Consider the following 24,801-nt stretch of genomic DNA (forward strand, 5'->3'; position numbering starts at 1 on the left):
CGCGGACCGTCGCGGACCGTCGCCGCTGGCCGGAACCGGTACGGTCGCGGGACCGCCGGGGGGGCCGGAACCCGTCAGCCGTAGGTGTCGCCGGGCCCGGTGCTGCCCGGGGCCCGCCACGGCCCGTACCGCTTGGGGCGGCCGCCGGGGCCCTGCACCTTGATCAGCCGGACCGTGCCCTGTCCGAGTTCCGCGTTCAGCCGTGCCACCAGCTGCGGGGCCAGCAGCTTCAGCTGCGCGGCCCAGGCCGAGGAATCGCACCGTACGAGGAGTTCACGCTCCTCGTAGCGCTCCGGTTCACAGTGCGCCGCGATCTCCGGGCCGACGATCTCCGCCCAGCGCTCCATCACCCCGGCGACGGCGATCGGCATCTCCCAGCCGCGCTCGGTGCGCAGCCGGTCCAGGGCCGCCATCAGCGGCATCGGGTCCCGGCCGTCGGCGCGGGCCCCCGAGCGCAGCCCGGGCTGCTGCTGGCGCTTCTTCCCGCCCGCCGCGTTGCCCCGGGCGCGGGCCTGCTCGCGCGCGGCCGCGAGGGCCTGGCGGGCCAGGTCCACCCCGGAGGGCTCCGGAGCCTTGCGCTCGTGTTGCTCGCCGTCGTTCACAGCCGGGTCACCTCACCGCCGGACACCCCGAAGCGCGTGCCCTTCAGCACGCCCGGAACGTCATCGTCGACCGCCGCCGTCACCAGCACCTGCTCGCCGCCGGCCACCAGTTCCGCGAGCCGCTCGCGCCGGCGCGCGTCCAGCTCCGCGAAGACGTCGTCCAGGATCAGCACCGGCTCCGCCCCCTCCGAGCGCAGCAGCTCGTACGAGGCCAGGCGCAGGGCCAGCGCGTACGACCAGGACTCGCCGTGGCTGGCGTACCCCTTGGCGGGGAGTTCGCCCAGGCGCAGCAGGAGGTCGTCGCGGTGCGGGCCGGCCAGGGTCACCCCGCGTTCGATCTCCTGTTTGCGGACCTGGGACAGGGCGCCGAGCAGGACCTCGTAGAGCTCCTCGCGGGTGCGGGCCGCACCGCTGTCGACCGGGTCGCCGGCGGAGGACTTGTACGCGAGCCCGAGCGGCCCGCCGCCGGGCGCGAGCTGCTCGTAGGCCTTGTCGGCGAGCGGGAGCAGGGTGGCGATCAGGTCGAGGCGCCGGGCGAGGAGCTCGGCGCCGGCGCGCGCGAGGTGCTGGTCCCAGACGTCGAGGGTGGAGAGGTCCATGGAGCGGCCGCCGTGCCTGCGGGCCATCGCGGCGGACTTCAGCAGGGTGTTGCGCTGCTTGAGGACGCGTTCGTAGTCGGAGCGGACCGCAGCCATCCGCGGGGAGCGGGCCGTCACGAGCTCGTCGAGGAAGCGGCGCCGCTCGCCGGGGTCGCCCTTGACCAGGGCGAGGTCCTCCGGGGCGAACAGCACGGTGCGTACGATCCCCAGCACGTCGCGGGGTCTGACCTGCGAGGAGCGGTTGATGCGGGCGCGGTTGGCGCGGCCCGGGTTCAGTTCGAGCTCGACCAGCTGCTGTCGTTCGCCCTGGGTGACGGCGGCCCGGATGATCGCCCGGTCGGCGCCCATGCGGACGAGCGGGGCGTCCGAGGAGACGCGGTGGCTGCCCAGGGTGGCCAGGTAGCCGATGGCCTCGACGAGGTTCGTCTTGCCCTGACCGTTCGGGCCCACGAAAGCCGTGACGCCCGGGGCGAGGGGAACCTCGGCCCGGGCGTACGAGCGGAAGTCGGCCAACGAGAGATGCGAAACATGCATACGGCGCCGACCTCCCCCGGCTTCCTTGCTGTGCTCTGTGGTGCTGTGGTGCTGCTACTTCTTCTCGACCGCGTGGCCGCCGAACTGGTTGCGCAGCGCGGCGATCATCTTCATCTGCGGCGAGTCGTCCTGGCGGGACGCGAACCGGGCGAACAGCGAGGCCGTGATCGCCGGCAGCGGGACGGCGTTGTCGATGGCCGCCTCGACGGTCCAGCGGCCCTCGCCCGAGTCCTGGGCGAAGCCCTTGAGCCGGTCGAGGTGCTCGTCCTCGTCCAGCGCGTTGACGGCGAGGTCCAGCAGCCAGGAGCGGATGACCGTGCCCTCCTGCCAGGACCGGAAGACCTCGCGGACGTCGGTGACCGAGTCGACCTTCTCCAGGAGCTCCCAGCCCTCGGCGTAGGCCTGCATCATGGCGTACTCGATGCCGTTGTGGACCATCTTCGCGAAGTGGCCCGCACCGACCTTGCCGGCGTGCACGGAGCCGAAGTCGCCCTCGGGCTTGAGGGCGTCGAAGATCGGCTGGACCACGGCGACGTCCTTCTCGTCGCCGCCGTACATCAGCGCGTAGCCGTTCTCCAGGCCCCAGACGCCGCCGGAGACTCCGCAGTCGACGAAGCCGATGCCCTTGGCCTTCAGCTCCTCGGCGTGCTTCTCGTCGTCGGTCCAGCGCGAGTTGCCGCCGTCGACGACGATGTCGCCGGGAGAGAGCAGCTCGGCCAGCTCGTCGACGGTGGACTGCGTCGCGGCCCCGGCCGGGACCATCACCCACACGACGCGGGGGGACTGCAGGCTGTCCACAAGCTCCTGCAGGCTGTGGACATCGGCGAGGTCCGGGTTGCGGTCGTATCCGATGACGGTGTGGCCTGCGCGGCGGATGCGCTCGCGCATGTTGCCGCCCATCTTGCCGAGACCGACGAGACCGAGCTCCATCAGGTGGGTTCCTTAAGCGTTGGGGCCGTCTGTACGGGGCTTCCCCGGTACCGGTGGGTTCCGGTCGTTTTTCCTGGGTCGCCCGCCGGGTCCGAGCCTACGCCGGGCCATGGCGCCGGGCCCCCCCGGACGCCCCCGGGCCCGGCACTCGCGGCTGCGAGACCGGGCCCGGTGCCGGCGTACGGCGGGAGCGGGTCAGCCGGAGAGGCGGACCGGCATGATCAGGTACTTGTAGGCCTCGTCGGCCTCCGCGTCGACCGCCGGGCGGCCGCTGAGCAGCGCGGGCTTGGTGGACGTGGTGAAGCTGAGCTGGGCGGCGGGCGAGTCGATGGCGCTCAGGCCGTCCAGCAGGAAGGTGGGGTTGAAGGCGATCGAGATGTCGTCGCCCTCCAGGTTCGCGTCGACGCGCTCCACAGCCTGTGCATCGTCGCTGGAGCCCGCTTCCAGGATCAGCACGCCCTGCTCGAAGCTGAGGCGGACCGGGGTGTTGCGCTCGGCGACCAGGGCCACGCGCTTGACGGCCTCGACGAACGGGGCGGTCTCGATCACGGCGACGGAGTTGAACTCCGTCGGGAAGAGGGTGCGGTACTTCGGCAGGTCGCCCTCGAGCAGGCGGGTGGTGGTGCGGCGGCCCGCGCCCTCGAAGCCGATGAGGCCCTCGCCCTGGCCGGAGCCGGAGAGCGCCAGGGTGACGGTGTCGCCGCTGGTGAGGGACTTGGCGGTGTCGAGGAGGGTCTTGGCGGGCACCAGGGCCACGGCCGAGGCGTCCGGGTTCTCCGGCTTCCACAGGAACTCGCGGACCGCGAAGCGGTAGCGGTCGGTGGAGGCCAGGGTGACGCGGTCGCCCTCGATCTCGATGCGGACACCGGTCAGCACGGGCAGCGTGTCGTCGCGGCCGGCGGCGATGGCGACCTGCGCGGCGGCGGAGGCGAAGACCTCGCCGGGCACGGTGCCGGTCGCGGTCGGCATCTGCGGGAGCGCCGGGTACTCCTCCACAGGCAGGGTGTGGAGTGTGAACCGGGAGGAGCCGCAGACCACGGTCGCCCGTACACCGTCTGTGGAAATCTCCACCGGGCGGTTGGGGAGGGCGCGGCAGATGTCGGCGAGGAGCCGGCCGGAGACGAGGACGGTGCCGTCCTCCTCCACGTCCGCCTCGACGGAGACGCGGGCCGAGACCTCGTAGTCGAAGCCGGAGAGGGACAGGGTGCCCTCCTCGGCCTTCAGCAGCAGGCCCGCGAGTACGGGCACCGGCGGCCGGGCCGGGAGGCTGCGTGCAGCCCAGGCCACCGCCTCCGCGAGTACGTCGCGCTCCACCCGGATCTTCACCGGAACCGCCTCCTGCTGTTGCTCGCTCGTCTGCCGGCCTTCGTCGTCGGCCCGTCGATGCCTCGACCGATGCCGGGGACCAGTCTGACGTACGGCGCCGACAGCCGTCGCGGCTGGCGGTCAAGTCGGGAGCGAGGAGTCGGGACGGCCGTCCGGCGAGTTGTGCACAGGACCCGCTTGAAAACCGAAACCGGCCTAACTCTCCATGGGGGTAGTAGTAGGGCCTGTGGAAACGGTGGATAAGCCCGTTCTCGCAGGTCAGCCCGCGTTTTTTATCCCCACAGCCTGTGGGTGGGACCGGTGGACAACCCGGTGTCTCTGTGGAGAACGGAAAGTTCTGCACAGGCCGTCCCCAGATGACCCTCACTACTCCACAGGTGTGTCCCCAGCTTTTCCCCAGCAGTCCACAGACCAAACGTCGACATCCGTGTGACCGCTTTCACTCGGGGCGGTGACGGAGGGCATGCCGTTGCCGAACAGTGGACAACGGTGTGGAGAACCGTCGGGAACCTGTGCACAGGATGCGGGAACCTGTGAGTCTGCGGTGGACAGAGGAGTGGATGAGCCTGTGGATGATTTTTCTGTCCACAGGCTGTGGATGACGCTTGCTCACAATTCCACAGGCATCTGACCTGCCCTGATGGGCCCTCAACACGTACCCCTGTGGACAGATTGTGGGCGACTGGCGCTGTCCTCAGGCTGTGGACGGAAGAAAACCGGGGAATCTGTGGATGACGGGCCCTCCCGGGGGCGCATTCGAACAGAGCAGGGGCGCACGGACGAAGAAGGGCGCCCCCGGTTCGATCCGGAAGCGCCCTGTCGTGAGGTTTGAGGGACCGCCAGCCGGCCCCCGCGGGGCCCGCGTCAGCCGTTCTTGATGCGGTTGGTGAGCTCCGTGACCTGGTTGTAGATCGAGCGCCGTTCCGCCATCAGGGCGCGGATCTTGCGGTCCGCGTGCATGACGGTGGTGTGGTCCCGCCCGCCGAACTGGGCCCCGATCTTCGGCAGCGACAGGTCGGTGAGCTCCCGGCACAGGTACATGGCGATCTGCCGGGCGGTCACCAGGACCCGGCTGCGCGAGGAGCCGCACAGGTCGTCCACGGTGAGCCCGAAGTAGTCGGCGGTGGCCGCCATGATGTCGGAGGCGGTGATCTCCGGCGCGCTGTCCTCGCCGCCCGGGATCAGGTTCTTGAGGACGTCCTCGGTGAGCCCGAGGTCCACCGGCTGCCGGTTCAGGCTCGCGAAGGCGGTGACGCGGATCAGCGCCCCCTCCAGCTCGCGGATGTTGCGCGAGATGCGGGAGGCGATGAACTCCAGTACCTCCGGCGGGGCGTTGAGCTGTTCCTGGACGGCCTTCTTGCGCAGGATCGCGATCCGGGTCTCCAGCTCGGGCGGCTGGACGTCGGTGATCAGGCCCCACTCGAAGCGGTTGCGGAGCCGGTCCTCCAGGGTGACGAGCTGCTTGGGCGGCCGGTCGGAGGAGAGGACGATCTGCTTGTTGGCGTTGTGGAGCGTGTTGAAGGTGTGGAAGAACTCCTCCTGGGTCGACTCCTTGCTCGCGAGGAACTGGATGTCGTCGACCAGCAGGATGTCCATCTCGCGGTACCGCTTGCGGAAGGCGTCGCCCTTGCCGTCGCGGATGGAGTTGATGAACTCGTTCGTGAACTCCTCCGAGCTCACGTACCGCACGCGGGTGCCGGGGTAGAGGCTCCGCGCGTAGTGCCCGATGGCGTGCAGCAGGTGCGTCTTGCCGAGGCCCGACTCCCCGTAGACGAAGAGGGGGTTGTACGCCTTCGCCGGCGCCTCGGCGACGGCCACCGCGGCGGCGTGCGCGAAGCGGTTGGAGGCGCCGATGACGAAGGTGTCGAAGAGGTACTTGGGGTTCAGCCGGGCGGTCGGCTCCAGCGGGCCCGAGGTGGAGCCGCCGGAGGGCGCCGACGGCGGAGGCGCGGGCGTCGGCCGGCCGGGCGCGGGGCGCGGGGCCGGCTGGTCGTACTGCTGCGGCTCGTAGCCCTGCGGCTCGTACTTCTGGGGCTCGTACTGCTGCGGTTCGTAGCCGGGCTGCTCGTACTTCTGCTGCTCGTAGCCGCCCTGGTCGTAGCCGCCGGGCTCGGGCGGCTGGAGGTAGCCGGGCTGCGGGGTGGCGTAGGGGTCGCGCTCGGGGAAGCCGCCGAGGCGCTGCTGCTGCCAGCCGTACTCGTCCTGGCCGCCGCGGGGCCAGGAGCCGGGCTCCTGGCGCGGCTGCTGGTACTCCGGGTAGGCGGGGCGCGCGGTGGGGAGCTGGTCCTCGCCGGGGCCGGCGCCGGGGCGCTGGCCGCCGTACGGCTCGTAGCCCTCGCGGGGGGAGGGGGCGGGCGGGGCCGGCGGCGCGGGCTCGCCCGCGGAGTCGTCCACGGTGATGGCGATACGGATCGGGCGGCCGCACTCGCGGCTCAGGGCGTCGCTGATGAGCGGGGCGAGACGGCCCTCCAGGACCCGCTTGCCCCATTCGTTGGGGACGGCGAGCAGCGCGGTGTCGGCGACGAGGGCCAGCGGCTGGCATCGTTCCACCCACTGCTTGTCCTTGGGCTCGATCCCCTGCTGGCCCTCCCCGAGCAGCTTCTCGAGCACGCGTGGCCACACTGCGGCAAGATCGGCAGGTACGTCAGCCACAGAGCACGCTCTCTCACAGGTCCCGGTCCCACGAATGTGTGGTTCTTTGGGACGGTCGGGACAAAAAATCCGGGATCAGGCAACGGTAGTCAGGCCGGTGGGTAGGGTTCAAGTCGTTGTCCACAGCCTGTGCACAGTGTGGGGCAGCGGACGCTCGGTTTGACCGGATGGCGTAGCCGCGCGTACCGTAACGAGGTCGAGTTGTCGATGGCTGCTGCCGCCTGCCTACCGATGGGCGAAGGTCACTGATTGTGATCATTTAGCGGTGTCCACTCGGGCGAACACGCGAGTTCCTCGTGGGCGCACGGTGACAGCCAGGCGATGTACCGCCACAACGATTCATTCTCTGGAGCCCCCGAGTGAGCAAGCGCACCTTCCAGCCGAACAACCGCCGCCGCGCCAAGACCCACGGCTTCCGCCTGCGGATGCGCACCCGTGCCGGTCGCGCGATCCTGGCGAACCGTCGCAGCAAGGGCCGCGCCGCCCTTTCCGCGTAACAACGCGCAGGTCGTGACGTCGTGCTGTCTCCCGAAAATCGGCTGAGGCGGCGCGAGGACTTCGCGAGCGCGGTGCGTCGAGGGCGTCGGGCCGGTCGCCCGCTCCTCGTCGTCCACCTACGTACAAGCGGTGCCACGGACCCGCACGAGCCGGGGGATGCAGATCCCTCGCCGCGTGCGGGTTTCGTCGTCAGCAAGGCTGTCGGCATCGCTGTCGTCCGCAACCGGGTCAAGCGCCGGCTCCGCCATCTCGTGCGTGATCGGCTGGCTCAGCTGCCCGCCGGTAGCCTGGTGGTGGTGCGGGCCCTGCCCGGAGCCGCTGATGCCGGCGTCGACGAGCTGGCTCGCGACCTGGACGCCGCCTTGGCGCGGCTGCTGGGAGGCGTGGCTCGATGAAGTACCCGCTGCTCGCTTTGATCAAGCTGTACCAGTGGACGATCAGTCCGCTGCTCGGGCCGGTGTGCCGCTACTACCCGTCGTGCTCGCACTACGGGTTTACGGCCATCGACCGGCATGGTGCGGTGAAGGGGACGGCTCTGACCGCCTGGCGGATCCTGCGGTGCAATCCGTGGTCCCCGGGTGGTGTGGATCATGTCCCACCCCGGAAACGCCCGCGTTGGCACGAGCAGCTGCGCAGTGCGTTGCGTAGATCTCGCAATGCTCAAGGAGCCTGATTAGTGGACACGATTGCCAGTCTGTTCAGCTTTATCACCACACCCGTGTCGTGGATCATCGTCCAGTTCCACAAGGTCTACGGCGCGATCTTCGGTGCGGACAGTGGATGGGCCTGGGGCCTGTCCATCGTGTCCCTGGTGATCCTGATCCGCATCTGCCTGATCCCGCTCTTCGTGAAGCAGATCAAGGCGACGCGTGGCATGCAGGCGCTCCAGCCGAAGATGAAGGCGATCCAGGAGCGCTACAAGAACGACAAGCAGCGTCAGTCCGAAGAGATGATGAAGCTGTACAAGGAGACGGGTACCAACCCGCTCTCCTCGTGCCTTCCCATCCTGGCGCAGTCGCCCTTCTTCTTCGCGCTCTACCACGTGCTCGCGAGCATCGCCAACGGCAAGACCATCGGCGTGATCAACCAGTCGCTGCTGGAGAGCGCCCGCCAGGCGCACATCTTCGGCGCCCCGCTGGCCGCCAAGTTCACCGACAGCGCCGAGAAGGTCGCGGGCCTGGACGCCTCGATCACCAACGTGCGCATCGTGACGGCGATCATGATCGTCCTGATGTCGCTGTCGCAGTTCTACACACAGCGCCAGCTGATGCAGAAGAACGTCGACCTCTCGGTCAAGACGCCGTTCATGCAGCAGCAGAAGATGCTCATGTACATCTTCCCGGTGATCTTCGCGGTGATGGGCATCAACTTCCCCGTCGGTGTCCTCGTCTACTGGCTGACCACCAACGTGTGGACCATGGGCCAGCAGATGTACGTGATCAACCAGAACCCGACGCCGGGCAGCAAGGCCCAGGACCAGTACCTGACCCGTCTGCTGAAGCACGTCAGCACCCACGGCGACGTCAAGGGCCGGGGCAAGAAGAAGATCGTCGCGGCGATCGTGGCCAAGGGCCCGGACCGCAACGACAACGAGCGGAAGTTCATCACCGCGCTGACGAAGCAGGGCATGGCCGCACAGGCGGACGGCTCCGTGATCAAGAGTTCTGAGGCCACGGCCGACTCGGACGCGGCGAGCGGCGGTGTCGCCACCAAGCGGCAGCAGCCGAAGCGGCAGTCGAAGTCCAAGCGTCAGACGCCCCCCAGCAAGCCCTCCAAGAAGTAGAAGGAGTCCCTCCCGTGACGGAAGGCACCACCACCGCCGCCGCTGAGAGTGGCGACACCCTGACCCGCCTCGAGCAGGAGGGTGAGATCGCGGCCGACTACCTTGAGGGTCTGCTGGACATCGCCGACCTGGACGGCGACATCGACATGGACGTCGAGGCGGACCGCGCTGCGGTGTCGATCGTCAGTGACTCGGGCGGCCGCGACCTGCAGAAGCTCGTGGGCCGCGACGGGGAGGTCCTGGAGGCCCTCCAGGAGCTGACCCGCCTCGCCGTGCACCGGGAGACCGGCGACCGCAGCCGGCTGATGCTGGACATCGCGGGTTTCCGGGCGAAGAAGCGCGAGGAGCTGGCGGCGCTGGGCGCGAAGGCCGCCGCGGACGTGAAGGCCTCGGGCGAGCCGCTGAAGCTGGCCCCGATGACCCCCTTCGAGCGCAAGGTCGTCCACGACGCCGTGGCGGCCGCCGGCCTGAAGAGCGAGTCCGAGGGCGAGGAGCCGCAGCGCTTCGTCGTCGTGCTCCCGGCCTGACCGGAACGTTGTGCGTCGGCCCCGCCTGTGTCGCAGGCGGGGCCGAAGTTTGTAAGCCTGGCAGTTGAACGACACGGTTGAACGACACGGTTTTGGCGTGAGCGGTTCTGTACGGAAGGACGGTCCCCGTGACGGAGGCAGCGGAGCTTCCCGCGGCGCCTGAAGAGGCGCCCCCGGCGCCCGAAGAGGCGCGCGCGGTGTTCGGTGAGTTTTTCCCGGAAGCTGTGCGGTACGCGGAGCTGCTGGCGGACGCGGGGGTCAAGCGGGGCCTGATCGGTCCGCGTGAGGTTCCCCGGCTGTGGGAGCGGCACCTGCTGAACTGCGCGGTGCTCTCCGAGGTGGTGCCGGAGGGCGTCACCGTGTGCGACGTGGGCTCCGGCGCCGGCCTGCCCGGCATCCCGCTCGCCCTGGTGCGGCGGGACCTGAAGATCACCCTGCTGGAGCCCCTGCTGCGCAGGACGACCTTCCTCCAGGAAGTCGTGGAGCTGCTCGGGCTGGACCACGTCACCGTGGTGCGGGGCCGGGCCGAGGAGGTGCTCGGCAAGCTCCAGCCGGTGCACGTGGTGACGGCCCGCGCCGTGGCACCGCTGGACCGGCTCGCGGGCTGGGGTGTGCCACTGCTGCGTCCTTACGGCGAGATGCTGGCTCTGAAGGGCGACACCGCCGAGGAGGAGCTGGTCTCGGCGAAGGTCGCGCTGACCAAGCTGGGTGTGGTGAAGACCTCGGTCCTCCACGTGGGCGAGGGCGTGGTCGACCCCCTGTCCACGGTGGTCCGGGTGGAGGTCGGAGAAAGCCCCGGTGGAGTGAGGTTCGCGGCCAAGCGGGCTAAGGCCGCACGGGTGGGGCGCGCGCGCAGGCGCCGCTGACCCCGCTATCGGCGGTGCGTTTTGGGGCGGGTTGGGCCCTATAGGTATGGATTTCGGAGTGTCGTAGCGGGCTGAAGACTCCGTCCGGGCATCGTGTTTCACGTGAAACGTCGCTCTCTGCTGCACGGAATCATCAGCCGCGGCCGTGCTGCTGCGGCCCCCCGCCACCGCAAGGACGCGGGGGTGACGGAGTTGTCCACAACGGTGGATTCATCCACAGGAGTACGGGCCCCGCTGGTTCGCGACCCGGGTGGCATGGCAGGCTCTGTTCATCGCGAGCCCGCTGCCGAGGAGAGTGACACCGTGCGGTCCGACGCCAACCTTGCGGGGCCGATGGCCGATCCGGTCCCCGGTCCCCGCTCTGAATCGCCGGGTGAGGATGTTTCACGTGAAACATCGTCCCCGCCCCTCGTGGACAACGACGACATCGAGGACACCCCGCTCGCCAGCGCCGCCCAGCAGGCGATCGAGGCCCTGGGGCACACGGGTGCCGCTCTGCCGCGGCCCGCGCAGACCCGGATCATGGTCGTGGCGAACCAGAAGGGCGGCGTCGGCAAGACCACGACGACCGTGAACCTGGCGGCCTCGCTGGCCCTGCACGGGGCGCGTGTCCTGGTCATCGACCTCGACCCGCAGGGCAACGCCTCCACCGCGCTGGGAATCGACCACCACGCGGACGTGCCGTCCATCTACGACGTGCTCGTGGACAGCCGTCCCCTCCTGGAGGTCGTCCAGCCGGTGGTGGATGTGGAGGGGCTCTTCTGCGCTCCGGCCACGATCGACCTCGCGGGCGCGGAGATCGAGCTGGTATCGCTGGTGGCTCGTGAGAGCCGGCTCCAGCGGGCGATCCAGGCGTACGAGCAGCCGCTCGACTACATCCTCATCGACTGCCCGCCCTCGCTGGGCCTGCTGACGGTGAACGCCATGGTGGCCGGCGCGGAGGTGTTGATCCCGATCCAGTGCGAGTACTACGCGCTGGAGGGCCTGGGACAGCTGCTGCGCAATGTCGACCTGGTGCGGGCCCACCTGAACCCGGCCCTGCACGTCTCGACGATCCTGCTGACGATGTACGACGGCAGGACGCGACTGGCCTCGCAGGTGGCGGACGAGGTGCGCACCCACTTCGGCAAGGAGGTGCTGCGCACGAGCATCCCGCGGTCGGTGCGTATTTCGGAGGCTCCGAGCTACGGGCAGACGGTTCTCACGTACGACCCGGGTTCCAGCGGTGCCCTTTCCTACCTGGAAGCAGCGCGGGAGATCGCGCTGCGGGGGGCCGGAATCCATTACGAAGCCCAGCACGCCCATGTGGGCGCGGGTATGAACAGCACGCAGAGTGTGGCGGAGGGGATCCAGTGAGCGAGCGACGTAGGGGTCTGGGGCGGGGGCTCGGCGCGTTGATCCCGTCCGCTCCCCAGGAGAAGACTCCGGTGGTGGGTACGGGATCGACGAACCCGTCGGCGGTGCCGGTGCTCCAGTCGGAGCGGGGGATCGCCGCGGCGAAGCTTGCCGCGTTGGTCCAGGCGGATGTTTCACGTGAAACATCGGTGCCGGTCGAGACGGCGGCTCCGCAGCCGGAGAGCAATGAGGTGGCGGGGGCGACGTTCGCGGAGCTTCCGCTGGACGCGATCTCCCCGAACCCGCGCCAGCCGCGCAACATGGAACACCTCGATGACGTGGCGCTGGCCGAGCTGGTGACCTCGATCCAGACGGTGGGCCTGCTCCAGCCCGTGGTGGTCCGGGAGACGGAGCCCGGCCGCTATGAGCTGATCATGGGCGAGCGGCGTTTCCGCGCCTGCGGGCAGGCGGGGCTGGAGAGCATCCCCGCGATCATCCGGGCGACGGACGACGACAAGCTCCTGCTGGACGCCCTCCTGGAGAACCTGCACCGGGTACAGCTGAACCCGCTGGAGGAGGCTGCCGCGTACGACCAGCTCCTCAAGGAGTTCAACTGCACCCACGACCAGCTGGCGGACCGGATCGGGCGCTCGCGTCCGCAGGTCACCAATACCCTGCGGCTGCTGAGGCTCTCGCCCGAGGTACAGCTCAAGGTGGCCTCCGGTGTGCTGCTGGCGGGCCACGCACGGGCCCTCGTATCCGTGGAGGACTTCGGGGAGCAGCTCCGCATCGCCGAGCGGATCGTGGCCGAGGGCCTGTCCGTGCGCTCGGTTGAGGAGATCATCCAGCTGATGGGCTCGGAGCCGTCGAGCACCGTGAAGCCCAAGGGTCCGCGGGCCGGCACGCGGGTGTCCCCGGCGCTCAGCGAGCTGGCGACGCGTCTGTCGGACCGGTTCGAGACCCGCGTGAAGGTGGATCTGGGCCAGAAGAAGGGCAAGATCACCGTCGAGTTCGCGTCGATGGAGGACCTGGAGCGCATCCTGGGAACCCTGGCCCCGGGTGAGGGCCGCGTCCTCGAACAGGGCCTCTCCGGGGAGTAGTCCCCAGCTCGTTCCACTTGCTGCCCCCTGCTTCTTCGAGATGTCCACACTCGAAGAAGCAGGAGGCAGTGCTTACGATGTGGGCATGGGTCGTCGGCTGGTACCGCTCACGCTGGACAACCTCCAGGACCTGCCCAGGCGTTGCCGGAGCTGTGTGTTCTGGGAGCTGGATCCCGTCACCGGCGAGGCTGCCGTGAAGGCGGGTACCCCTGAGCTGGAGAAGGAGGCCTGGATCTCGGCCGTCCTCCTGGACTGGGGCTCCTGCGGCCGGGTGGTCTACGTGGACGAGGTCCCGGTCGGGTTCGTGCTGTACGCCCCGCCCGCCTATGTGCCGAGGGCCGCTTCCTTCCCGACGAGCCCGGTGTCCCCGGACGCCGTGCAGTTGATCACGGGCTGGATCATGCCGGGGTATCAGGGGCAGGGCCTGGGGCGGGTGATGGTCCAGACGGTCGCGAAGGATCTGCTCCGGCGGGGGTTCAAGGCGATCGAGGCGTTCGGTGAAGCGCGGTGGGAGCGGCCCGCCTGTCTGCTGCCGGCCGATCATCTGCTGTCGGTGGGCTTCAAGACCGTACGCCCCCATCCGTCCCACCCCCGGCTGAGGCTGGAGTTGCGCACGACGCTGTCGTGGAAGGAAGACGTGGAGCTGGCGCTGGACCGCCTGTTGGGCGGAGCGAGGGCCCGCAAGGAGCCGGCGCTGCGCCCGCTGTGAGCGTGCGGGCTTCCGGACACGCGAACGGGGCCGCCCCTTCAGGGGCGGCCCCGTTTCACGTGGTCACTGCCGACCGTGCGGAGCGGCTGATCAGGCCTGCACCTCGACGAAGTCCGACAGGTCGCGCAGGATGGCGGCCTTGGGCTTCGCACCGACGATGGTCTTCACGACCTCGCCGCCCTGGTAGACGTTCAGGGTCGGGATGGACATGACGCCGTACTTGGCCGCGGTGCCCGGGTTCTGGTCGATGTTGAGCTTCACGATCTCGATCTGGTCGCCGTGCTCGGCGGCGATGGCCTCCAGCGAAGGCGCGATCTGGCGGCACGGGCCGCACCACTCGGCCCAGAAGTCCACCAGCACGGGCTTGTCGCTGCGCAGGACGACTTCGTCGAAGTCCGAGTCGGTCACGTTCTTGAGGGTGCCGGCCACAGCGGCCTCCTTCTCTTCTACGGGGTGTGGGGTGTGGGGATGGAGCCGGGTCAGACGGTCGCGGTCGCCGGCTCGGCGTCCGCGAGCGCCGCGAGGAAGCGCTCCGCGTCGAGGGCGGCGGAGCAGCCGGTACCGGCCGCGGTGATCGCCTGACGGTAGGTGTGGTCCACGACGTCGCCGGCGCCGAAGACACCGGTGACGTTGGTGCGCGTCGAGGGAGCGTCGACCTTGAGGTAGCCCTCGTCGTCCAGGTCGAGCTGGCCGGTGAACAGCTCGGTCCGCGGGTCGTGTCCGACGGCGATGAACAGGCCGGTCACGGGCAGCTCGGAGGTCTCACCGGTCTTGGTGTTGCGCAGGGTGAGGCCGGAGAGCTTCTGCTCGCCGTGGATCTCGGCGACCTCGCTGTCCCAGGCGAACTTGATCTTCGGGTCGGCGAAGGCGCGGTCCTGCATGGTCTTGGAGGCGCGCAGGCTGTCACGGCGGTGGACGATCGTGACGGACTTGGCGAACCGGGAGAGGAAGGTGGCCTCCTCCATCGCGGTGTCGCCGCCGCCGACGACGGCGATGTCCTGGTCCTTGAAGAAGAACCCGTCGCAGGTGGCGCACCAGGAGACACCGCGTCCGGAGAGGGCGTCCTCGTTGGGCAGACCGAGCTTGCGGTGCTGCGAACCGGTGGTGACGATGACGGCCTTGGCGCGGTGCACCGTGCCGGCGGTGTCCGTGACGGTCTTGATCTCACCGGTGAGGTCCACGGCGACGACATCGTCCGGGACGAGCTCGGCGCCGAAGCGCTCGGCCTGGTCGCGCATGTTGTCCATGAGGTCCGGACCCATGATGCCGTCCCGGAAGCCGGGGAAGTTCTCGACCTCGGTGGTGTTCATGAGCGCGCCGCCGGCGGTGACGGCACCTTCGAAGACCAGGGGGTTGAGCGAAGCGCGTGCGGTGTACAGGGCGGCCGTGTAACCGGCCGGCCCGGAGCCGATGATGATCACGTTTCGTACGTCGCTCACGGGTTCTTTCCTCGTCTCTGCGGACTTCGTGCTGCCTACCGGGGGCCGGTGCGGACTCTCACCCCACCCAACGGATCCTACGGCGCGCACATTCCCCGCTTGGCCCCTCCAGTCCCGCAACGCGCGGCGGGCCACCCCGTGATCCCGTCAGTTGCGGGGATATGTACTGGTAAGCAGCGGCTTGTCCGGTGTTTGTGCCGGATTGTCCGCGCAGCCGGCGGGCACGAGATAGGCGTCCACCCGGGCGGCGTCGCCCGGGTGGGGCAGTACGACGAGGTAGACGGGAGTGCCCTGGTAGCTGCCGCGCTCGGCGGCGACCGGAGGCTCGGTGCGGCCGGTGCCCTGCTGGACACAGGGCGGGACCGGAGCCGGCTCCTGAGGGGCGAGCCGGTCGGCGGGAGCCAGACCGGGAGAAGTGTTCTGCAGGCCCATGTTCCTGTCGGTCTCGCCTGGCGCGGTCTTCGGGGTGTTTGCCGCGGCTTCGCCGGCCAGCAGCTGCCGAACGCTCTGCCGGAGTCCCTGGGCCGTGTACTCGCCGGGCGTGGCGGAGTCGGCGGAGGCCCTCGCAGTGTCGTTGCGCGTTGCGGTGTCGTGCGAGCCGGTGCCTCCCAGTCCGTTGAAGAGGAAGACGGCGAGCGCGCAGGCGGCAGCCCCGGCCAGCCCGGTGAGGACGGCGATACGGCGCCGGGCGCGACGACGGCCGGGACCGGTTGGGCCAGACGGGTGACCGGTGGGCCGGTGGGCCTCGCTCCGGCCGGAGCTGCCCGGGGCCGCCGGCGATGTTTCACGTGAAACATCGCCCGCGGGATGCGCCTCGGAGACGGCCGCCTCGGCCCGGGAGGTCGTCGAGTCGAGGAGTGCCTCGGCGGCGAGGGCCGCGTCGATCCGGCCGGCGATGGCGGAGGGCATGCGCGGCGGTCCCGGGAGCGTGCCGAGGAGGGACCGGATCTCCTCCAGGGAGGCGAGCACGTCGGCGCACAGCGCGCAGGCCCCGAGGTGGCGGCGCACCTCGGCGGTGCGGGAGGGGGAGAGCAGCCCTTCGGTGAGGTCGGAGATCTCCGAGACCTCCGGGTGCCAGGTCGTGCCGGCAGTGCCGGTCGTGCCGGTTGAGGGGCTCACGGTCGTCCACCTCCGCCCTTCACAGCGTTTGGATCCGGTTCTGGATTCCTGGGGTCTGCCGCAGGTGGGACGGCTGTCCCCGGCGTCCGGTTCCTTCCCCGCTCCGAGGTGGTGTTATCCCCGGCATTCGTGCGCAGATGAGTGAGCATCGGGAGGAGTTTGGCCCGGCCCCGCGCGCACCGGCTCTTCACGGTGCCGGTGGGGACGTCGAGGATGCGGGCGGCGTCGGCGACGGGGTATCCCTGCATGTCGACGAGGACGAGGGCGGCCCGCTGCTCGGCCGGGAGGGTGCTGAGGGCGGCCAGGAGCTGGCGGTGGAGGTCCTGGCGCTCCGCAGGTGCCTCGGCGGACTCGTGGGGCTCCAGCAGCCGCTCCAGGCGGTCCGTGTCGTCGAGGGGCGCGGTCCGGCGGGAGGCGGCCTTGCGGGCGCGGTCGAGGCAGGCGTTGACGGTGATCCGGTGCAGCCAGGTCGTGACGGCGGAATCGCCCCGGAAGGTGTGGGCGGCCCGGTAGGCGGAGACGAGGGCGTCCTGGACGGCGTCCGCGGCCTCCTCACGGTCGCCGAGGGTGCGCAGTGCGACGGCCCAGAGCCGGTCGCGGTGACGGCGTACGAGTTCCCCGAAGGCGTCGGGATCGCCGGCGACGTGCAGGGAAAGGAGATCCTGGTCGCTGCGTTCGCCGGTCGCGGCGTCGTCCAACGGTGAGCCCCCTCCCCTGCCTGCGTCAGCCCTTGAACTGCACGTCCGTGATGCCCTGCTTGTAGCCGGCTCCGCTGAAGTCGTCGTACGGCGCGTACGGCATGGCCGTGATCCACAGGAGCACGTAGCGCGTCTTGACCGGCTTCTCGGGGGTCAGCTTGACGTTGCCGTCCTTGGTGGTCGTGCCCGTGATCTTCTTCTTCGGGTCGACCGACTCGGCCGCGTACAGCGTCAGGGTGGTGTGGTCGCCCGGGTGCTTCAGCCCTATCGAGACCTCGCTGACCTCCTGCTCGGAGCCGAGGTCGTAGACGATTCCGACACCGGGCTTGATCACGACCTTGGGGCCGTCGGAGAAGCTCCTGGTCCGCCAGTAGGTGGAGGCGTCCCCGTCGTACGTCTTGCCGACGTCTTTCGCGTTCTGCGGGACGCCGTCCGGCGCGTACTCCTTCGCGCCCTTGATGGAGAGCGGCGCGGGCTCCTTCTTCTGCGCGGCGTCGTTGGGGCCCTGCTGCTGGGTCTGGGTGCTGTCACCGCCGCCCGACTTGCCGTGGTCCAGGAGCCTGTCGGCGAGCTGCCAGCTGCCGAGGCCCAGGGCGACGATCAGCAGGGCGGCGACGCCCCACTTCAGGGCGCGGCCGGTGCGGCTCTGCAGCGGCGGCGGGGGGACGGACGGGACCGCCTGGGTGGTGGGCATGCCGACCGGGGCGGGGCGGCCGTAGGTGCCCTGCTGGTAGGTGGTGTGCTGGTACTCCGGAGGCGCGGTGAAGGCGGGCTCCGGCGGCCGGATGCGGGGCATCTCGGCGACGGCCTTGGCCAGCTCCTCGGGGCTGGTGCAGGCGGGCTCCTGGCGGGACGCGGTCGCCCCGTCGTTGGCGAGGGCGCGCATGGCGAGCTCGCCGAGGCCCCGGTGGACGCCGGCGCGGACCTGGTCGGGGGCGAGCAGGCCGACTCCCTTGGGCAGGCCGCGCAGGCCGTACGCGTCGTTCTCGTAAGGCCAGCGCTGGGTGAGGGAGGCGTAGAGCAGTGCGCCGATGGCCTCGGTGTCCGCCCGCTGCGGGGTGTCGCTGGTGATGCCGCGCAGGGCGGCGTTCACGGCGAGGCCGCGGATGCGGTACTGGCCCGTGGAGGTGCGCAGTATCGCGCTGGGTGTCAGGCGCAGGTGGGCCAGGCCCTCGCGGTGGGCGGCGGCCATGGCCTGGGAGACCTGGCTGACCAGCTGGTAGGCCTCGTGGGGTTCGAGGGTGCCGGCGGCGAGGACCGAGGTCAGTTCGGTGGCGTCGGGCAGCCACTCGTGGACGACGTAGACGAGGTCGTTCTCCTCCACGGCGTCGAGGACCTGGACGAACCGGGGGTCGCCGAGCAGGGCGGAGGAGCGGGCGGCGGCCAGGACGCTGCGGGCCCTGGGGTGGTCCGCGGGCAGCAGGTGGACGCCCACCGCGCGGCGCAGCTTCTCGTCCATGGCCCGCCAGCTGCTGAAGCCGTCCAGGCGGGTGACGCACTCCTCCAGGCGGTAGCGCCGCGCTAGCTTGTGCCCGCTGTGGAGCTCCGGCGCGGCCGCGGGTGCCGCGTTCGCGCGCTCGCCGTCCTTCTCGGGCACGGGTCCGTCCGAGGCTTTTCCGTTATTGGCGTCCACCCCGTCGGCCGTGGCCTTGGCCGCATCTGCGGCCAGCGGCTGCTCGCCGCTGTTGTCGGCCACGTCGACGGCAGCCGTGCTACGTTCCGCCACCGTCGTCCCTGCCTCCCCATCCGTTGCGCGCTGTCGGCCAGTCTGCGAAGCCATGCCAATTGTGCCCACAGTCCGCCGCTATGCACGACACACGAAGGGGGGTGACGGTTGTGCGCATCAGCGCCCCAGACGTCCGCGGACCATTCCGACCATGGAGTTGAGCTCTTCGATCCGCATCCGCTTGGCGGCGAGGAGGAACACGGCGCCGAGGGAGACGAGACCCGCGACCAGGGCGGCGAGGGAACCGAGGGCTCCGTTCCCCAGCCACTGGGTGACCCCGTAGGCGACTGCGCCCGCCACGACGGCCGCCGGGACGCACGCGCCGATCAGGCGGGTGTAGGTGCGCATCACGTGGGCGCCGTCGAGGTCCCCGCCGAGGCGCGCCTTCAGGCGGCGCCAGGCCACGCCGACACCGACGGCGTAGCCGAGGCCGTAGGCGGCGGCCATGCCGACGACGGCCCAGCGGGCCGGGAGGACGAAGAAGGCCAGGGCGGAGACGCCGGCGTTGACGGCGGCCACGATGACCGTGTTGTAGAAGGGGGTCCGGGTGTCCTCGTAGGCGTAGAAGCCGCGCAGGACCACGTACTGGACCGAGTACGGGATCAGGCCGAGACCGAAGGCCATCAGGATGAAGCCGATGTTGGTGGCGTCGTCGGCGCCGGTGCTGGCGTAGAGCAGCGTCGACATCGGTACGCCCAGGGCGAGGAAGGCGAAGGCACAGGGGACGATCGCGACGGCCGAGGTGCGCAGGCCGTAGGAGATGTCGTCGCGGACGGCGGCGGCGTCGCCGTCGTGGGCCGAGCGCGAAATGCGGGGCAGGACGGCCGTCATGACGGAGACGGTGATGATGGCCTGCGGCATCTGCCAGAGCAGCAGGGCGTAGTTGTAGCCGGTGATGCCGGTACCGCCGTGGCCCTGCTTGTCGGCGAGCTCACCGGCCCAGGTGGCGAGCTGGGTCACGACGACCAGGCCGAGCTGGTTGGCGAGGACGAAGAAGAAGGTCCACTTGGCCAGCCCGGCGGCCTTGCCGAGGCCGTGGCCCTTCCAGTCGAAGCGCAGCCGCATCTTGAAGCCGGCTTCGCGCAGGTAGGGCAGCATCGCCAGGGACTGGACGACGAGGCCGAGCAGGGTGCCGATGCCCAGCAGGCGGACGCCCTCGGGCGTGATCGTCGCCTCGGAGACGCCGGTGGCGGTGAAGCCGCCGAAGGCCCAGATGAAGGTGCCGAAGGTGGCGATGACCACGATGTTGTTGAGGACCGGGGTCCACATCATCGCGCCGAACCGGCCGCGGGCGTTGAGGATCTGACCGAGCACCACGTGCACGCCCATGAAGAACATGGTGGGCAGGCAGTAGTGCGCGAACGCGACCGCGACGTCCATGCGCTGCGGGTTGTCGGCGATCTTCTGCGACATCATGCCGATGAAGAGCGGGGCCGCGAACACGCAGATGGTGGTGACCGCGCCCAGCAGGACCACCACGAGGGTCAGCAGGCGGTTGGCGTAGGCCTCGCCGCCGTCGTCGTCGTTCTTCATGGCCCGGACGAGCTGGGGGATGAAGACCGCGTTGAGGGCGCCGCCGCCGACGAGGACGTAGATCATCGTGGGCAGGGTGTTGGCGACCTGGTAGGAGTCGTTGAGGGACGCGACGCCGATGGCGCCGGCGATCACCAGGGTGCGGGCGAAGCCGGTGATGCGGGAGACGATCGTGCCGGCCGCCATCAGGGCGCTCGACTTCATCAGGCTCGCGGCCTTGCCGGCGGGCTTGGCCGGGGCCGGTGCCGCGACCGGGGCGTCCTCGGCGGAGGCGGCGGCGGTGGCGGTGGCGCCGGGGGCGGCCTGCTGGTCGCGGTAGAGGTGCGTGAAGGCGTCGGGCTCGGGGTCTTCCTCGGACGCCCGGGTCACGAGCGAGTCCACCCCGACGAACTGCGTCGTCGCCGCGTGGTCGCCGTAGGGCAGGTGGCGGGAAGGGCCGTCCGGCTCAGGCGGCGGGGTCTGGGCCCACACGCGCGGGTCGGGGCCGTGCGAGGGCGTCTGGGGGGCCGCGTAGAGCGGACCGGCCTCCTGGTAGGTGCCCGGCGGCGGCGGGGGGTGCGAGGCCCGGTCGTAGAGGGCCTCGGCGACCGGGTCCTGGGCCGACAGGTCCTGCGACCGGTAGGGGTCGTAGTCGTAGGCGTCCTGGACGTACGGGTCGCGGTCCTGCGGGGGCGCGGGCGCCGGAACCTGTCCGGGCACCGGAGCGCCCGGGGCAGTGCCCTGGGAGGGCATGGGCCCGCCAGTGCCCTGCGCGCGGTCACCGTTGTACGGCGCGTTCATCGCAACCCCACCTCATCGTCCCCAGGCCGACCGGCCACGGCATCGCTCAACGGTCCACTGTCTCACCCGTGCCGGACCCCTCGGTGCTTTGCGGTTCGGTGTCCGTGGTCTCGTCACTCGGCTGCGTGCTCTCCTCCGCGGCCGCTCGCGCGGCGACGCGCTTGCGGCTGGCGTACATCTTGATGCCCGCCAGAACGAGGAGGAGCACACCGCCGGCGATGACGAGCATGACGGTGGGAGTGATCTCGGTGGCCTCGACCGTGAACTTGCGTTCCTTGCCGTACGGCACGCCGTCCTTGGTGTACAGGCGTGCGCTGACCTCGACCGGACCACTCGCGGTGGCGTTGGCGGTGAACTTTACCGTCTGGCTGTGACCGCCCTGAACGGTGACTTCCTCTTCTGCTTCGCCGCTGTCGCCGAACATCAGGCGGGTGGGATTGGCGGACTTCACCCGGAGCACGAGGTTGTGGACGTCCTGGACGAGGCTGTTCTGGACGCTGACGGGAATGGTCGCGCTGTGGCCGGACAGGGTGGCGTCGGACTTGGGGACGACCTTGACCTTGTCGGTCAGCCCGATCAGGTAGGCCTGGACCTGGTCGCGGTAGGCGGCGGCCTCCTCGGGGCGGCCCCGCCAGGAGGTCGACATCTCCCGGTTCGTGGTGTTCCCGAAGGGGATCTCGACGCGGTCCGGCGCCGAGAGGATGACCTTGAAGTGGTCGAGGGTGTTCTGCGTGGTGCGGATCTTCTCGAAGGCGGACACCGGAAGCTCCTGCTTGGCCAGGGCTTCCGGGTACTGGCCGGCGCCCGGCACCTGGGTCGCGGCGCCGGGGTCGGGCTTCGCCGCGGCCGCCGCCTCCAGGTCGGAGGGCTGGGTCCAGCGGGCCGCCTGGAGCCCGCGCAGGGCGATGGCCATCGAATCCGCCTGGCTGGCGGTCGGCCGGCGCTGGGGGGTCACCACGTAGCTGCGCGGCTCGTCGCTGTTCTGCAGGTTCAGGGCGAGGCTGTGGGCCAGGAAGCGCTGCACGGCGAGCGTGGAGCTCCCGGCGGCGGCCATGTCGCCCTCGAAGGCGGTGGAGAGGTCCGCGTCGGCCACCACGGCGGTGGTGCCCGCACCGATGGGACGGGCGGCCGTCGGGGTGTAGCCGAGTGCGCCGGTCTCCTGGAGGCTGTCGCTGCGGGCCAGGACGTTGTGCGCGCCGGCCGAGGTGGCGACGTTGACGATCGAGGGGTCGATGGCGCCCTCCACCGGCCAGGAGAAGTCGGTGGACGCGGGGACGTGCAGCACCGTCTCCACGGCCTGCTTCGCCTTGTCGGTGGCGGGCCGCAGCTGGCCCAGGGTGCCCGAGACGTCCTTGCCGTGGTGGGCGAGGGAGGCGATGTCGGGGTCGGCGAAGGGCAGCGCGACGACCTTCTTGCCCTGTACGGCGGTCTCCAGGGCGCTCAGCCACTGCTCGGCGACGGCCTTGTTCCTGCCCTGTACGGGCTTGCCGTCCGGGTCGGGGCTGCGGACCCGGTAGCCCTTGGTCATGGCGTCGATGGTGGTGAGCAGGTCGGGGTCGATGACCCAGGTGACCGGCAGGTCCTTGCCGAGCGCGACCATCCGCTCCAGGCGGCCGCCCGGCCGCAGGTCGTCCGCGAGGGAGTCGTCGAGGAAGACGGGGGTCTGGAGCTCGTCCGAGCCGGTTTCGGCGGTGACGTGCGTGGTGGAGACCAGCGGCCACACGTAGGTCAGCGAGGACCGCTTGGCGGCCGGGTCCGGCTGCCAGGGCAGGAAGGTCCGCTGGATGCCCAGGACCTGCTCGTGCGGGCGGCTGTCGGTCGACCCGGACAGGGAGACGCCGAGCTGGTAGACCCCGTCCGCGCCCAGGTCCAGCTTGTTGACCGGCACCTTGATCGTGAACTGCTGGCCGACCTTGGAGGTCAGCGAGTCGATCTTCACGGCGAAGGCCGAGTCGATCTCCCCCGGGTCCGCTCCGGGCCGGAAGCCCTTGCGGTCCGCCACCTCGCCGATCGCCGAACGGTCCCCCAGCCGGGGTCCGACCCGCAATCCCACGTGGGCGTTCTTGATCGTCTCCGAGCCGTTGTTGACCACGGTGCCGGAGATCGTGAGCGTGTCGCTCTTGAGCGGAGCGCTCGGTGACACCTCGGTCAGCTGGACGTCGACCGAGGAATCGGCCGCGTGCGCGACCGGGGCGGGGGCGTAGATCAGAGCGGCCAGTACCGGCGTCCCGCTGAGCAGGACGACTGCCCGCCGCAGCCAGCGGCGTCGGGCAGGGACGGGGGCCGTCCCCTGGATGTCTGCCGCCTCGGCCACGCGTTTCGCCCGTCCCTCGAAGTGTCAGTGGTCGTCGGTTCTGCGTCCACGCATGGTAACGAGGCGCGCTGTGTGCGAGTGCCGCGCCTTGCTCCACACGATCGGTTCCGCTTCGGGGCCCCGGTGGCGGGGCGGCGGTGAAACGGGGGAGCCCTCGCCGGGCGGGCCACGTACCCTTTTCTGTTGTGCCGAACGCCAATGAAGACAACCCCAGTGCCCTGAGTCAGGTGCAGCGCCGCGCGGTCAGTGAACTGCTGCGGGTCGCTCCTGTCGCCGACGAGCTCGGACGCCGGTTCCAGGAGGCGGGCTTCCGCCTCGCCCTGGTCGGCGGGTCCGTCCGCGACGCGCTGCTCGGGCGTCTCGGCAACGACCTCGACTTCACCACCGACGCGCGCCCCGAGGCCGTACTGAAGATCATGCGTCCCTGGGCGGACTCGCTCTGGGACGTCGGCATCGCCTTCGGTACCGTCGGGGCGCAGCGCGACGGGTTCCAGATCGAGGTGACGACGTACCGTTCCGAGGCGTACGACCGCACCTCGCGCAAGCCCGAGGTCTCCTACGGCGACTCCATCGAGGAGGACCTGGTCCGACGGGACTTCACCGTCAACGCCATGGCCCTGGCCCTCCCGGAGCAGGAGTTCGTCGACCCGCACGGCGGCCTGGAGGACCTGGCCGCCGGCGTGCTGCGGACTCCCGGCACCCCGGAGGACTCCTTCTCCGACGATCCGCTGCGCATGCTGCGCGCCGCCCGGTTCGCCGCGCAGCTGGACTTCGAGGTCGCGCCCGAGGTCGTGTCGGCGATGAAGGCGATGTCCGACCGGATCGAGATCGTCTCGGCCGAGCGCGTGCAGGGCGAGCTGAACAAGCTGCTGCTGTCCGCACACCCCCGCAAGGGCCTGGGCCTGCTGGTGGACACCGGTCTCGCCGACCGGGTCCTGCCGGAGCTGCCGGCCCTGCGGCTGGAGCGTGACGAGCACCACCGGCACAAGGACGTCTACGACCACTCGCTGATCGTCCTGGAGCAGGCGATCGACCTGGAGGAGGACGGCCCGGACCTGGTGCTGCGGCTGGCCGCCCTGCTGCACGACATCGGCAAGCCCCGGACCCGCCGCTTCGAGAGCGACGGCCGTGTCTCCTTCCACCACCACGAGGTGGTCGGCGCGAAGATGACCAAGAAGCGCATGACGGCGCTGAAGTACTCCAACGACATGGTCAAGGACGTGTCGCGGCTGGTGGAGCTGCACCTGCGGTTCCACGGGTACGGGGACGGGGAGTGGACGGACTCGGCGGTGCGGCGCTACGTCCGCGACGCGGGCCCGCTGCTCGACCGGCTGCACAAGCTGACCCGGTCGGACTGCACCACGCGCAACAAGCGCAAGGCCAACGCGCTCTCCCGTACCTATGACGGCCTGGAGGAGCGCATCGCGCAGCTCCAGGAGCAGGAGGAGCTGGACGCGATCCGCCCCGACCTGAACGGGAACGAGATCCAGCAGATCCTGGAGATCGGCCCCGGCCCGGCGGTGGGCAAGGCCTACGCCTTCCTGCTGGAGCTGCGGCTGGAGAACGGCCCGATGGGCCGTGAGGCGGCCGTTGCGGCCCTCAAGGAGTGGTGGGCGGCTCAGGCTCCCCAGGCCTGATGTGTGATCCGCGGCGGGGGGGGGGGGGGGGGAAAACCACCCCCCCCGCCGTTCCCCGGGGGGAATCTCCCCCGGGGGTCCGGGGGTTGGCCCC

At 70.4% G+C, this 24,801-nt stretch carries 22 protein-coding genes; 10 read left to right on the forward strand and 12 right to left on the reverse strand.

Annotated elements, in window-relative coordinates:
• Window positions 1–74 precede the first annotated feature (74 nt).
• The 5 genes from ACZ7IF_RS35765 to dnaA all read right to left on the reverse strand — a co-directional run bounded on the left by ACZ7IF_RS35765 (window position 75) and on the right by dnaA (window position 6,643).
• Window positions 75–602 (reverse strand): DciA family protein, encoded by a 528-nt coding sequence (locus ACZ7IF_RS35765; RefSeq protein ID WP_470980532.1) that lies wholly within the window; start codon window positions 600–602, stop codon window positions 75–77.
• Window positions 599–1,735 carry a DNA replication/repair protein RecF gene (gene recF, locus ACZ7IF_RS35770; protein ID WP_470980535.1) on the reverse strand — a complete coding sequence of 379 codons (1,137 nt, stop codon included), beginning with the start codon at window positions 1,733–1,735 and terminating at the stop codon, window positions 599–601. Before recF ends, ACZ7IF_RS35765 begins: the two co-directional genes overlap by 4 nt.
• Before the next feature lie 54 nt (window positions 1,736–1,789).
• Window positions 1,790–2,665 carry a phosphogluconate dehydrogenase (NAD(+)-dependent, decarboxylating) gene (gene gnd, locus ACZ7IF_RS35775; protein WP_470980538.1) on the reverse strand — a complete coding sequence of 292 codons (876 nt, stop codon included), beginning with the start codon at window positions 2,663–2,665 and terminating at the stop codon, window positions 1,790–1,792.
• Window positions 2,666–2,860: 195 nt separating this feature from the next.
• On the reverse strand, window positions 2,861–3,991 hold the full coding sequence (gene dnaN, locus ACZ7IF_RS35780; RefSeq protein ID WP_470980541.1) for a DNA polymerase III subunit beta: 1,131 nt from the start codon (window positions 3,989–3,991) through the stop codon (window positions 2,861–2,863).
• 864 nt (window positions 3,992–4,855) lie between these two features.
• A complete protein-coding gene (gene dnaA / locus ACZ7IF_RS35785) occupies window positions 4,856–6,643 on the reverse strand; it encodes a chromosomal replication initiator protein DnaA (protein WP_470980544.1) in 1,788 nt (595 codons plus the stop codon).
• A 359-nt stretch (window positions 6,644–7,002) separates the two neighbouring features.
• Between dnaA and rpmH the strand changes: the two genes are divergently transcribed.
• The 9 genes from rpmH (at window position 7,003) to ACZ7IF_RS35830 (ending at window position 13,461) form a co-directional block, all read left to right on the forward strand.
• Window positions 7,003–7,140, forward strand: a complete 138-nt coding sequence (gene rpmH / locus ACZ7IF_RS35790) for a 50S ribosomal protein L34 (RefSeq protein WP_018547628.1) — start codon at window positions 7,003–7,005, stop codon at window positions 7,138–7,140.
• A 21-nt stretch (window positions 7,141–7,161) separates the two neighbouring features.
• Window positions 7,162–7,536: a ribonuclease P protein component gene (rnpA, locus tag ACZ7IF_RS35795; RefSeq protein WP_007265230.1), complete on the forward strand. Its 375-nt coding sequence runs from the start codon at window positions 7,162–7,164 to the stop codon at window positions 7,534–7,536.
• Window positions 7,533–7,814, forward strand: coding sequence for a membrane protein insertion efficiency factor YidD (gene yidD, locus ACZ7IF_RS35800; protein ID WP_007265231.1), 282 nt, complete (start codon window positions 7,533–7,535; stop codon window positions 7,812–7,814). The genes rnpA and yidD overlap by 4 nt, the downstream gene beginning before the upstream one ends.
• A 3-nt stretch (window positions 7,815–7,817) precedes the next feature.
• Window positions 7,818–8,924 carry a membrane protein insertase YidC gene (yidC, locus tag ACZ7IF_RS35805; protein WP_470980547.1) on the forward strand — a complete coding sequence of 369 codons (1,107 nt, stop codon included), beginning with the start codon at window positions 7,818–7,820 and terminating at the stop codon, window positions 8,922–8,924.
• Window positions 8,925–8,938: 14 nt separating this feature from the next.
• On the forward strand, window positions 8,939–9,451 hold the full coding sequence (locus ACZ7IF_RS35810) for a Jag family protein (RefSeq protein ID WP_362456712.1): 513 nt from the start codon (window positions 8,939–8,941) through the stop codon (window positions 9,449–9,451).
• 128 nt (window positions 9,452–9,579) lie between these two features.
• Window positions 9,580–10,317 (forward strand): 16S rRNA (guanine(527)-N(7))-methyltransferase RsmG, encoded by a 738-nt coding sequence (rsmG, locus tag ACZ7IF_RS35815; RefSeq protein ID WP_125595675.1) that lies wholly within the window; start codon window positions 9,580–9,582, stop codon window positions 10,315–10,317.
• A 255-nt stretch (window positions 10,318–10,572) separates the two neighbouring features.
• Window positions 10,573–11,673 (forward strand): ParA family protein, encoded by a 1,101-nt coding sequence (locus ACZ7IF_RS35820; protein WP_470980551.1) that lies wholly within the window; start codon window positions 10,573–10,575, stop codon window positions 11,671–11,673.
• Window positions 11,670–12,752, forward strand: a complete 1,083-nt coding sequence (locus ACZ7IF_RS35825) for a ParB/RepB/Spo0J family partition protein (RefSeq protein ID WP_470980554.1) — start codon at window positions 11,670–11,672, stop codon at window positions 12,750–12,752. Before ACZ7IF_RS35820 ends, ACZ7IF_RS35825 begins: the two co-directional genes overlap by 4 nt.
• 85 nt (window positions 12,753–12,837) lie before the next feature.
• A complete protein-coding gene (locus ACZ7IF_RS35830) occupies window positions 12,838–13,461 on the forward strand; it encodes a GNAT family N-acetyltransferase (RefSeq protein WP_007265237.1) in 624 nt (207 codons plus the stop codon).
• A gap of 90 nt (window positions 13,462–13,551) precedes the next feature.
• Here the strand turns inward: ACZ7IF_RS35830 and trxA are convergent, their stop codons facing one another.
• The 7 genes from trxA to ACZ7IF_RS35865 all read right to left on the reverse strand — a co-directional run bounded on the left by trxA (window position 13,552) and on the right by ACZ7IF_RS35865 (window position 23,070).
• Window positions 13,552–13,890, reverse strand: coding sequence for a thioredoxin (gene trxA / locus ACZ7IF_RS35835; protein ID WP_470980559.1), 339 nt, complete (start codon window positions 13,888–13,890; stop codon window positions 13,552–13,554).
• Between the two features lie 50 nt (window positions 13,891–13,940).
• On the reverse strand, window positions 13,941–14,900 hold the full coding sequence (gene trxB, locus ACZ7IF_RS35840) for a thioredoxin-disulfide reductase (RefSeq protein WP_401245700.1): 960 nt from the start codon (window positions 14,898–14,900) through the stop codon (window positions 13,941–13,943).
• A gap of 147 nt (window positions 14,901–15,047) precedes the next feature.
• Window positions 15,048–16,019 (reverse strand): anti-sigma factor family protein, encoded by a 972-nt coding sequence (locus ACZ7IF_RS35845; RefSeq protein WP_470980562.1) that lies wholly within the window; start codon window positions 16,017–16,019, stop codon window positions 15,048–15,050.
• The gene (gene sigM, locus ACZ7IF_RS35850; protein WP_470980565.1) at window positions 16,016–16,717 is read right to left on the reverse strand and encodes an RNA polymerase sigma factor SigM; all 702 of its coding nucleotides are present in this window, start codon (window positions 16,715–16,717) and stop codon (window positions 16,016–16,018) included. The genes ACZ7IF_RS35845 and sigM overlap by 4 nt, the downstream gene beginning before the upstream one ends.
• Window positions 16,718–16,742: 25 nt before the next feature.
• Entirely contained in the window at window positions 16,743–18,443 is a 1,701-nt protein-coding gene (locus tag ACZ7IF_RS35855) for a protein kinase family protein (RefSeq protein WP_470980568.1), read from the reverse strand.
• Between the two features lie 117 nt (window positions 18,444–18,560).
• Complete coding sequence (gene murJ, locus ACZ7IF_RS35860; protein ID WP_470980571.1) at window positions 18,561–20,756, reverse strand: murein biosynthesis integral membrane protein MurJ; 2,196 nt, start codon at window positions 20,754–20,756, stop codon at window positions 18,561–18,563.
• 46 nt (window positions 20,757–20,802) lie between these two features.
• Window positions 20,803–23,070 carry a DUF6049 family protein gene (locus ACZ7IF_RS35865; RefSeq protein ID WP_470980574.1) on the reverse strand — a complete coding sequence of 756 codons (2,268 nt, stop codon included), beginning with the start codon at window positions 23,068–23,070 and terminating at the stop codon, window positions 20,803–20,805.
• Between the two features lie 185 nt (window positions 23,071–23,255).
• Here ACZ7IF_RS35865 and ACZ7IF_RS35870 point away from each other — a divergent pair, with 185 nt between their 5' ends.
• Entirely contained in the window at window positions 23,256–24,707 is a 1,452-nt protein-coding gene (locus ACZ7IF_RS35870) for a CCA tRNA nucleotidyltransferase (protein WP_470980576.1), read from the forward strand.
• Window positions 24,708–24,801 lie beyond the last annotated feature (94 nt).

Source organism: Streptomyces sp. NPDC037421 (assembly GCF_055602105.1).

Excerpts from the sequence above, each read along its gene's own strand:
- recF (WP_470980535.1), bottom strand. The coding sequence starts at position 1,735 with ATGCATGTTTCGCATCTCTCGTTGGCCGACTTCCGCTCGTACGCCCGG.
- gnd (WP_470980538.1), bottom strand. The coding sequence starts at position 2,665 with ATGGAGCTCGGTCTCGTCGGTCTCGGCAAGATGGGCGGCAACATGCGC.
- yidD (WP_007265231.1), top strand. The coding sequence starts at position 7,533 with ATGAAGTACCCGCTGCTCGCTTTGATCAAGCTGTACCAGTGGACGATC.
- ACZ7IF_RS35820 (WP_470980551.1), top strand. The coding sequence starts at position 10,573 with ATGGCAGGCTCTGTTCATCGCGAGCCCGCTGCCGAGGAGAGTGACACC.
- ACZ7IF_RS35830 (WP_007265237.1), top strand. The coding sequence starts at position 12,838 with ATGGGTCGTCGGCTGGTACCGCTCACGCTGGACAACCTCCAGGACCTG.
- murJ (WP_470980571.1), bottom strand. The coding sequence starts at position 20,756 with ATGAACGCGCCGTACAACGGTGACCGCGCGCAGGGCACTGGCGGGCCC.